Source organism: Agrobacterium sp. MS2 (assembly GCF_003261015.1).
Classification (GTDB): Bacteria; Pseudomonadota; Alphaproteobacteria; order Rhizobiales; family Rhizobiaceae; genus Agrobacterium; species Agrobacterium pusense.
The window spans coordinates 1-9714 of the sequence record NZ_QLNF01000031.1 but is presented as its reverse complement, the minus strand read 5'-3'; the positions used below and the strand labels follow the sequence as shown (position 1 = coordinate 9714).

At 56.8% G+C, this 9714-nt stretch carries 10 protein-coding genes; 9 read left to right on the top strand and 1 reads right to left on the bottom strand.

All coding sequences use genetic code 11. The features are described from left to right. Window positions 1–71: 71 nt before the first annotated feature. From DOU54_RS13040 to DOU54_RS28455, 3 genes are all read left to right on the top strand, one after another. On the top strand, window positions 72–1397 hold the full coding sequence (locus tag DOU54_RS13040) for an NAD(P)/FAD-dependent oxidoreductase (protein ID WP_006472530.1): 1326 nt from the start codon (window positions 72–74) through the stop codon (window positions 1395–1397). 51 nt (window positions 1398–1448) lie between these two features. Beyond that, window positions 1449–1865, top strand: coding sequence for a RidA family protein (locus tag DOU54_RS13035; protein ID WP_006472531.1), 417 nt, complete (start codon window positions 1449–1451; stop codon window positions 1863–1865). A gap of 100 nt (window positions 1866–1965) precedes the next feature. Further along, window positions 1966–2187, top strand: coding sequence for a hypothetical protein (locus DOU54_RS28455; RefSeq protein ID WP_113731366.1), 222 nt, complete (start codon window positions 1966–1968; stop codon window positions 2185–2187). A gap of 61 nt (window positions 2188–2248) precedes the next feature. Here the strand turns inward: DOU54_RS28455 and DOU54_RS13025 are convergent. Continuing rightward, a protein-coding gene (locus tag DOU54_RS13025; RefSeq protein ID WP_408004544.1) for an IS5 family transposase occupies window positions 2249–3003 on the bottom strand; the annotation gives its coding sequence in 2 pieces (ribosomal slippage) (window positions 2249–2668 and window positions 2671–3003; 753 coding nt in all). A gap of 615 nt (window positions 3004–3618) precedes the next feature. Between DOU54_RS13025 and DOU54_RS13020 the strand changes: the two genes are divergently transcribed. The 6 genes from DOU54_RS13020 to DOU54_RS12995 form a co-directional block, all read left to right on the top strand. After that, entirely contained in the window at window positions 3619–4455 is an 837-nt protein-coding gene (locus DOU54_RS13020) for a branched-chain amino acid ABC transporter permease (protein ID WP_113731364.1), read from the top strand. Beyond that, window positions 4448–6271, top strand: coding sequence for a branched-chain amino acid ABC transporter ATP-binding protein/permease (locus DOU54_RS13015; protein WP_113731363.1), 1824 nt, complete (start codon window positions 4448–4450; stop codon window positions 6269–6271). The genes DOU54_RS13020 and DOU54_RS13015 overlap by 8 nt, the downstream gene beginning before the upstream one ends. A 12-nt stretch (window positions 6272–6283) precedes the next feature. Continuing rightward, window positions 6284–6991: an ABC transporter ATP-binding protein gene (locus tag DOU54_RS13010; protein ID WP_113731362.1), complete on the top strand. Its 708-nt coding sequence runs from the start codon at window positions 6284–6286 to the stop codon at window positions 6989–6991. 37 nt (window positions 6992–7028) lie between these two features. Beyond that, a complete protein-coding gene (locus DOU54_RS13005) occupies window positions 7029–7730 on the top strand; it encodes an urease subunit beta (protein ID WP_056242616.1) in 702 nt (233 codons plus the stop codon). Further along, window positions 7723–9438, top strand: a complete 1716-nt coding sequence (ureC, locus tag DOU54_RS13000) for an urease subunit alpha (RefSeq protein ID WP_113731361.1) — start codon at window positions 7723–7725, stop codon at window positions 9436–9438. The genes DOU54_RS13005 and ureC overlap by 8 nt, the downstream gene beginning before the upstream one ends. Before the next feature lie 9 nt (window positions 9439–9447). Further along, window positions 9448–9714 (top strand): GTP-binding protein (locus DOU54_RS12995; RefSeq protein WP_146617358.1); only part of this gene is annotated, 267 nt, incomplete at its 3' end.

Below are 9714 nucleotides of genomic sequence, written 5' to 3'. Positions count from 1 at the left end.
CCCCCCCGCCGATAATGCATAAGGCCAAAAGGTCGAATAGGCCGAAGGCTCACTTGATGGAGAGATAACTCATGATGCCCCCCATGGATAGCGTCGCGTCGAACCCTGATCGACCGGCCGAGGTTGATGTCGTTATCATCGGAGGCGGCATTGTGGGTGCTGCGACGGCATTCTTTCTCCGTAGACAAGGTCGTTCCGTCCTGCTGTGCGAAAAGGGGATCATCGGAGGAGAGCAATCGGGGAGAAATCTTGGCTGGTGCAGGACGTTGGGCCGCGATCTTCGTGAGCTTCCGCTCATGCTGGAAGCAATGGAAATCTGGGATCGCTCCGAGGAACTCCTTGGCGCAGACGTCGGATTCCGGCGCAACGGGGTCGTTTACTTGTGCAACAATGAGCAGGAACTGGCCAAGAACTCGGAGTGGTTGAAATCGGCGGAGCCTCTTGGCGCAAAAGCCGAGGTGCTGGATTCCGCCGAGGTTGCCGCGTTGCTGCCAGGTGCCGCGCGCTCTTGGCAAGGCGCCGTCTACGCCAAAGCCGATGGCTGCGCCGAGCCGCAACTGGCTGCGCCGGCATTCGCACGCGCGGCCCAGCGCGCTGGCGCCTTCATCTCGATCGGAGATGCGGTCCGGGGCATCGAGACAAGCGCCGGCCGGGTTTCCGCGGTGGTGACGGAGAAGGGCACGGTGAAATGCGGCGCCGTCGTCGTCGCAGGCGGCGTGTGGAGCAGCCAATTCCTTGGGAACTTGCGGGTGCGGTTTCCGCAGCTGGCAGTCGTCACCTCCGCGCAATGCACGCAGCCCGGCGAGACACCGCTCACGCCATCGCTGACCGGATCGGGTTTCATCACGCGCAAGCGGGTGGATGGCGGCTACAACGTGCTGCGCTATGGCGGCGAAATCCATACAATCACACCCAGCAGCTTCCGCTTCCTGTGGGATTTCCGTCACCTCGCCTTCGCCGATACCGGCGTGAAGCTGCGGGTGTCCGGCGCCTCGTTCAAGGGATTCCAGTGGAAGCGATCGTGGAGAAACGATCAGAAAAGCCCATTTGAGTCGGTCCGCATGTGGGACCCGCCGGTCGACGAGGCCAATCTCGAGGCCGGGCTCAAGATCGCATCGGCGGCCTTGCCGATGTTTGCAAAGGCCAAGGTGGCTCATAAATGGGCGGGCGTCATCGATGTCACCCCCGACGCCGTGCCCGTCATATCGCCCATAGCAGCCATTCCGGGACTCTTCCTGTCATCAGGCTATTCCGGCCATGGTTTCGGTATCGGCCCGGCGGCGGGCCGCCTGACTGCCGACATGGTCGCCGGCACGGCGCGGCCGGACGAACTGGCCCCGTACCGGCTGGAGCGCTTCTCCGACGGCAGCATCAAGCCCGGACCTGCCGTGCGGTAAGACCGACGGCTCGCATTCTGATCAATTTCGGTCAAACCAGTGGAGATCATGATGGAACATACCCGAATCCGTACGTTCAATACCAAGGATACCTATCCCGAGCAGAAGCTCGACAACGATCTGTGCCAGGCGGTCGTTACCCGCGGTGGCAGGACGATCTATCTACGCGGGCAGTGCCCGCAGGATCTGGATACGGCCCGCAACATCGGCAGCCATGACCCCGTCGAACAGACTCGCAAAGTGATGCAGAACATCAGGCAGCTCATCGAGGAATGCGGCGGCACGATGGATCACCTCGTAAAGGTCGTCGTCTACATTACAGATGTCCGGCACCGTGAGGCGGTGTATCGGACCATGGGCGAATATATAAAAGGAGTTCATCCCGTTTCCACAGGCCTGGTTGTGAGCGCCCTGGCCCGTCCAGACTGGCTGGTTGAGATTGACGGCACGGCAGTTATCCCTGATTAAAGTCTCGAGTTCTCGCTCTCCGCAGCAACCGCGGTGATGAAGGCAGCACGAACTGCCAAGGGACCGTGCTACGATCAACTGCTGTAAATGATATCGCTTTGTGGAACTCAACGAAGCTTTCACCGCACAGGATCTCGCCTGCCTACCGGAACTCGGCTTGCCCTACGATGCTCCCCATGTGAACCCGGAGGACGGGCGCCATCCGCTCGGCTTAACCGGTGCGCGGCTCGTCTTTATGGCTTCACAGGAGGAGCAACGGTACGCCCGCCAAACGCTTGCGACGATGTGCATCAGGTTCGGGCAACGCATATCGCTTTGTTAACACCTCGCGGAATCAGTGGTATAAAAAGCTTGGTTTACCAGCGCCTAGGGTTCAGACTCAATCATAGCCAGAACGCGACTAGGGTGGCCAAGGCGACTGCGGAGAGGAAGTTTCTGGCAAGCTTGTCGTAACGCGTTGCGACGCGTCGGAAGTCTTTCAGTCGGCAGAAGGCGTTCTCGATGAGGTGGCGGCTCTTATAACGTTCGCGGTCGTATCGGATCGGCCTTGTGCGATTTGAACGGCCAGGTATCACGGGGACGATTGCGGACTGGCGCAGTCGCTTTCGCAGACTGTTGGCGTCATATCCCTTGTCCGCAAGGAGATATCGCGCACCCTTCAGACCAGCCAGCAAGTGTGGCGCGACCGGGCTGTCTGCTGCATTGCCACCGGTTAGCATGAATGCAAAAGGGCGACCGATCACGTCGGTGAGGACGTGGATTTTGGTGGTTTGCCCGCCGCGCGAAGGTCCGATAGCCTGATTTTTCGCCCCCCTTTGCCGCCATGGGCCGAGCGGTGCGCCTTGACGTAGGTGCTGTCGATGGAGGTGCTTTTGGTGACTGCGCCAGACGTCGCGAGCGCCTCGACCAATTCAGTCCAGAACCGTTTGCGAGACCAACGGTTGAAGCGGTTGTAGACCGTGGTCGAAGGGCCATAGTCGCCCGGGCAATCGCACCACCGGCAGCCGACCTTGAGAACGTGGATGATGCCGGAGATCACTCGACGATCATCGACCCGGCGAGCCCCGCCCTTGTTCCTCGGCAACAGGGGCTCAATGACCGCCCATTGCTCGTCCGACAGCCAAAACAAGCGCCCCATTCAAGCCTCCAATCCATTGATTGGAAATCTTGAATCCGATTTGCCGCAGCAAATCAACATGATCAATGGGTTTCGACCCTAGCAACAAAAAAATACGTTTATCATTGACGATGTTTTGGATGTGTGCGAGTTCTTTCAGAGGCGGCGGGTATTTCACTGTCGACGACGGCTCTGTCCATATTCGGTCTTAGCCCTCGAAGGAGGTGAGAACCGTAAAGGGGAACGCAATGAGAACAGCGCTAAAGAGAATTTTGGTATTGTTTGCCGCGACTGAGCTATGGACGCAGTGGTCAAGGCTTTTGAATGAAGTAACCTTTGATGATCCTAGAGGTCCGGTGCAGGTGTCGAGGCAACGGCACGCTCCGCTGACAATGTATCTCACTCAGTGAGATGCTCAAGGCATTACGAATATCATCAAATCGCGCCCGAAATGTAGAGCGATCCTGACGAGCAATGTCCTGATCTAAATATACGGCATACATGACATATCGCCTATCTGTTCCAGATCACATTGTCGCCTCGCCTAAATAAAACTAAAGGGCAAGTAGGAATGGGCGCTCTCCCCATTCGGGTGGAATTTTTACTGTTCCCAGTATGGGAATCTCGGAGACGTAGATGATTTCAATGTTACTAGACATCATCACAACCGCCGCAATATTATACATTGTGGCTTTGGGGTTGCTCCTCGTATCCGGCGTTATGAAGCTTATCAACTTCGCGCACGGCGGATTGATGACGCTTGGCGGATACGCCGCCGTTATTGCCACAGCAATTGGGTTGAACCCTTGGATAGGCATTCCTCTGGCGGCGGTCTTCGGTGCGATCGTTGGTCTCGGTATGGAGCGTGTTGTTGTACGGTCGTTATACAATCGGCCGCTCGATGCTATCCTGGCCACATGGGGGCTGAGTATCATCATCGGGCAGATCATCACTCTTGTCTTCGACCGTGGTGTTCATTTCGCTGAGCCTCCGGTCCGGGGTGTGGTCAGTCTCGTTGGTGAGTCATATTCGACCTACAGGCTGGTACTAACTGTTCTCGCGTTGCTGCTGGGCCTTGGTTTGACCTTGATACTCAAGGGTACATCATTAGGTCTCTCTACGCGCGCTGTTATCATGAATGAAGATCTTGCGCGCGGACTCGGAATAAATAGCGGGCTCGTTCGCACTGTTACATTTACCCTTGGCTCTGGTTTGGCCGCGGTTGCCGGCGCTTTCATAACGCCTCTATCGAGCGTCTATCCGGATATGGGAACTGCCTGGCTGATCAGCGCCTTCATGCTTGTGCTTGTATCGGGCTCATCTCTTTATAGCTTAGCCATCGCAAGTGTTGTGTTGGGCGGGGCGCAGGTGATTGTCAGTGGTTATTTCGGGGCAGTCCTGGGCGGCATGACAATTGCGGCTCTTGCCGCTGTAATTCTCCGTATTCGACCGCAGGGGTTTTCTTATGAGTGATGTAAACGTGAAGGAATGGGGCGAAGCGCATAGCCTTCGGCCACGGGCGAGCCCGCTCACGAGGATGGTCGTTGTAGCAGCCATAGCTTTGATCGGTGTTGGCGTTACGCCTTTCTTTATAGACGAGTATTCGGTCAACGTTCTTGTAAGATCGATGATATATGCGTCTATTGCTCTCTCTGTCGACATTCTCTGGGGTTACCTTGGAGTTTTGACTTTTGGACAGTCGGCATTCTTTGCGGCAGGCGCTTATGTCACCGCCCTGATATTTACCTACCAGGGTTTTTCCGCCGAATTAGCGGTTGCTGCTCTTGTAGTCGGTATCGCGGTCGCCGTGGCGATGGCCGGGTTGGTTGCGTTTCTTGCCTTTTGGCATGGTGCAACGGATTTATATGCTTCGGTTATCACACTTGTCTTGCCGATTGTTGTAACCCAACTTCTGTTTTCCGGCGGGACCTTTACCGGGTCCAGCAGCGGTCTTACCGGTTTCGAGACCATTCCTCTCAGCATAGAAGCTTGGTTCTGGGTTGTTGGAGCTTGGCTGGTCATTTTGACGAGCGCGGCATGGCTTTACACGCGCAGTGATGCCGGTCGACTTCTAGTTGCCATCCGGGAAAATGAGCAGCGTTGCCAGTATCTCGGGTTGAATACATCGCATATCAAAGCGGTCGTCTTTCTCATCTGCGCGGGAATAGGTGCAATCGCTGGATGGTTGTATGCCAATTATACGATGGTGGTTGCGCCGGAGATCGCTGGGTTTGTGTTCGGAACGGAACTTCTGATCTGGGTCGCGCTAGGCGGACGCGGTACGCTGTTTGGGCCTGTTATCGGCACGCTTATCATTGACTATGCGAGTGCACACCTTCAGGGCGATTTCCCGTTCATATGGAAGCTGGTCATAGGCGTCATCTTCGTTTCGGTAATCGTAGCCTTGCCACGCGGCCTCCTGCCGGTGGTTGCGAAATCCATGAATTGGCTTCGCAGGCTCATCATCGGGGAGCAATCGAAGGAGAGCGCGCCGATGCAACTGCGCAAGGCAAGCGAGCGTAGCCCCACTGCGGCTAACGATGGTGAGGGAACGGCCCTTGTGGTGAGCGGTGTCGAAAAGCACTTCGGCAGTCTTGAGGTCCTGTCTGGCATCGATTTCGAAGCTAGCTATGGCGAAATCGTCAGCCTCGTTGGACCCAATGGAGCGGGCAAGACCACGCTTATGACCTGTATAGCAGACGGCTTGAAGCGTAGTGGTGGCACGATATCAGTCGCCGGCGTGGACATCGGACATCGTCCGCCGGACCAATGTGTGCGTCTTGGGGTCGGCCGCAAATTCCAGATGGCCAATGTTTTCGACACATTGACCGTGGGAGAATGCCTTCAGATCGCGCGAGCCCGGCTCGATGGCTTATCTAAGTGGCATAAATCCGATGTCTGTAGCCTTCCGCAGTCTGCTTTGCATATTGTCCGGGCGACCGGTCTGGATAATGACCTGGACGTACCTGCGCAGGTGCTGTCGCACGGAAAGAAGCAAGCTTTGGAGCTGGCGATGGTGCTTGCGCTCGAGCCCAAGGTCATTCTTCTGGACGAGCCGACGGCTGGTCTCACAAAGGCTGAGCGTACGCGTATTGGAACGATCCTGACCGAACTCGCCAGAACAGAACAACTCTGCATCTTGCTAGTGGAGCACGATCTGGATTTCGTCCGAGAGATTTCTTCGCGGGTGATTGTCCTGCATCAAGGCCGGATTGTTCTTAATGGTTCGGTTGATGAGGTGGTGAATTCCGAGCTCGTCAAATCGGTCTACGCTGGGTCTGGGCACTGAGGAGAGTTGACTATGACGGAAACAGTTCTCGCCTTAAAGGGTCTCACCACGGGGTACGGACAGGCCCCCGTTGTCCGCGACGTGGATTTGGCGATCGACCGCGGTGAAATTCTTGCCGTGGTTGGCAAGAATGGTATGGGCAAGACCACGCTTCTCAAATCAATCATGGGATATTTGCCCAAGTTCTCCGGCACCGTTTCGCTCTCCGGGCAATCGGTCAGCGACGGCAAGCCCCATCAAATTGCTCGGCTTGGCGTAGCTTACATACCGCAGGAAAAGGCGTTGTTTCAGGACCTTACAGTCGAAGAGAATATTCGTTTGGCATTGCGTGGTTCGGCGGACTGGAGCGAGGCAAGGGACACGATCAGCCGTTGCTTTCCGTTCCTGCTGGATCGCTTGCGGCAAAAAGCCGGGACGCTAAGTGGCGGCGAACAGAAGATGCTTCTGATGACGCGCTCACTGGCCGTGGGAGCCAAGGTTCTTCTGATCGACGAGATAACCGAGGGTCTGCAGCCGTCCGTGATTTCCAATCTCGTGAAGATCATCCAAGCGGAAAGGGATCGTCTGGGCGTCGCCGTTCTGCTTGTTGAGCAGAATCTCTCCTTCACGTGTGCCGTTTCCGATAGATACGTCCTGCTAGATAAAGGCAAAATATCCGGGTCTGGAAATACCCAGGCTACGGAAACCCCTAAAAAAATCCTAGCGCATCTAAGCCTTTGATCGCTCCTGAGGAATTCCGAAGTTCGGAGGATATCCAGTGTACCTGACCAAAAAAGAAAGTGACAGGCTTCTGGTTTTTGTCGCAGCCGAACTGGCACGGCGCCGCCGGGCCAGCGGACTGAGACTAAACTTACCGGAGGCGAGGGCGATAATAGCCGACGCTATCCATGAGGGAGCTAGGCAAGGGAAGTCCGTTTCGGAATTAATGGCATTTGGCCGCACCATACTGAACGCTGAGGAAGTTCAGTCGGGCGTCGTATCGTTGCTCGAAATGCTGATGGTCGAACCTATGTTCCCAGACGGACAAAAGCTCGTCTGTGTGCACGACCCCGTAAGCCCACCACAGGATGTCGAAGAGGAAGAGGAGCCGGGTTGCTACCGCTTGGCGGAAGACGGGATAGAAATCAATGTGGGTCGCGCGACCACACAGGTCGTCGTTCGCAACATGGGCGACCGCCCCATTCAGATCGGCTCTCATTTCCACTTCTTTGAGGTAAACCCCGAGTTGGATTTCGATAGGGTTGCAGCGTTCGGCTTCCGTCTTGATATTCCAGCTGGAACGACGGTTCGGTTCGAGCCAGGGGATGAGAAAACCGTGGATCTTGTTGCCATTGGAGGCGACCGACGCGTGGAGGGGCTCAACAGCCTGACGGAAGGTCTCCTGGACGATCCGGAGGTAAAACACAGGGCAATCGCACGCGCAGCGGCCGAAGGTTTCAGGGGAGCCCAAAATGGCTAAGCTTCTGTCGCGTCGTCAATATGTCGAGTTGTACGGACCGACGACCGGAGACCGGGTGCGTCTCGCTGACACCGAACTTTGGGCGGAAGTCGAGCGAGATCTTTTGGTGCCGGGAGACGAGCTCGTGTTCGGAGCTGGAAAAACCATAAGAGTGGGCACTGGCTGTCATGGCCACATCACCGCGGCGGGCGGGGCGCTCGATCTCGTCATCACCAACGCCACGATCATCGATCCAGTCCTGGGGATAATCAAAGCGGACATCGGGATTAAGGATGGCTTGATCGCCGGTATTGGCAAGGCCGGAGATCCGCGGATCATGGATGGGGTGGACCCAAGATTGATCGTCGGCACCAACACCGATGTTCGCGCAGCGGAGGGCCTGATCGTCACGGCAGGGGGGCTCGATTGCCACGTTCATTTCATCGACCCGGGTCAGTGCGAAGAGGCGCTGTCCAGCGGCATCACCACTTTGTTCGGCGGCGGGCTTGGAGCCACAACGGTTCCGATCGCCTCCACCGGCACGGTCAATCTTGGACTCATGCTTCAGGCTGCCGAGGTCTTTCCTCTTAACTTCGGCTTCTTCGGAAAGGCTGCGTCAGACAGTAGCGCCCCCCTTCTCGAGCAACTCGACGCTGGGGCTGCCGGATTGAAAATTCACGAGGATTGGGGTGCGACAACCGCTGCGATCCATTCTGCATTGGTAGCTGCTGATGAAGCGGATGTGCAAATCCAATTGCACACCGACACGCTCAATGAGTTCGGTTTTTTGGAGCGGACCTTGAAGGCCATCAATGGCCGCACCATCCATGCCTACCATGTCGAAGGGGCTGGCGGAGGGCATGCGCCCGATATCATCAAGGTGTGCGGCTTCGAAAACGTGCTGCCTTCGTCGACCAACCCGACCAACCCTTACACCATCAATACATTCGACGAGCATTTCGACATGGCGATGGTCAGCCATCACCTGAATCCGAGATTGCCCGAAGACATTGCCTTTGCCGAATCCCGGATTCGGCACGAAACTATTGCCGCGGAAGGCGTGTTGCACGATATCGGCGCAATCAGCGCCATCGGTTCCGATTCCCAAGGCATGGGCCGCATTGCCGAAACAATCGCTCGTACGTGGCAGACAGCTTCACGTATGAAGATACAGCGCGGGGCTCTGCCGGAGGATAGCGGTCGTGGTAATGACAATACCCGGATCAAGCGCTTTATCGCCAAGTACACCATTAATCCCGCGCGGATGTTTGGCGTGGACAAATATGTTGGCTCGATCGAACCCGGCAAGCTGGCCGACCTCGTTTTCTGGAAGCCGGGGCTGTTCGGCATCAAGCCGGAGGCCGTCTTCAAGTCGGGCTTTCCGGTTATGGCAGTGATGGGTGAGGCGAACGCGTCACTCAATTGCTGCGAGCCGCTGCGCTACCGGCCTCAGTGGGGCTCGTTCGGACGCGCCGTCCAGTCGCTTTCGGTACGCTTCGTGTCGCAGCGGGCACTCGACCACGACATTGCCGGAAAGCTGGAACTGCGATCACGATGCGTGGCTGTTTCCGGAACCCGAAAGCTTTCCAAGAAACACATGCTTTGGAACGACAAAGCTCCAAGAGTAACGGTCGATCCCGAAACCTACCAAGTGGAAGTGGACGGTGAACATTGCACGTCGCTGCCCGCCACCAAACTGCCGCTTGGGCCTCTCTACACATTGAAATAGGAGCGATTCATGTCTGCAAAAGCCGTGCGTATCGGCATCGGGGGGCCGGTGGGCTCCGGGAAGACGAGGCTTATCGAGCGTCTCCTGCCTCTTATCCACGAGGCGGGGCTGAAGCCTGCGGTCATCACCAATGACCTGGTCACCCTGGAGGACGCGTTGCGGGTCAAGGCGAGTGGCCTCATCGAGGAAACGCTGGTTATCGGCGTTGAAACCGGCGCATGCCCTCATACCGCGATCAGGGAAGACCCTTCGGTAAACATTCAGGCTGCCGACACC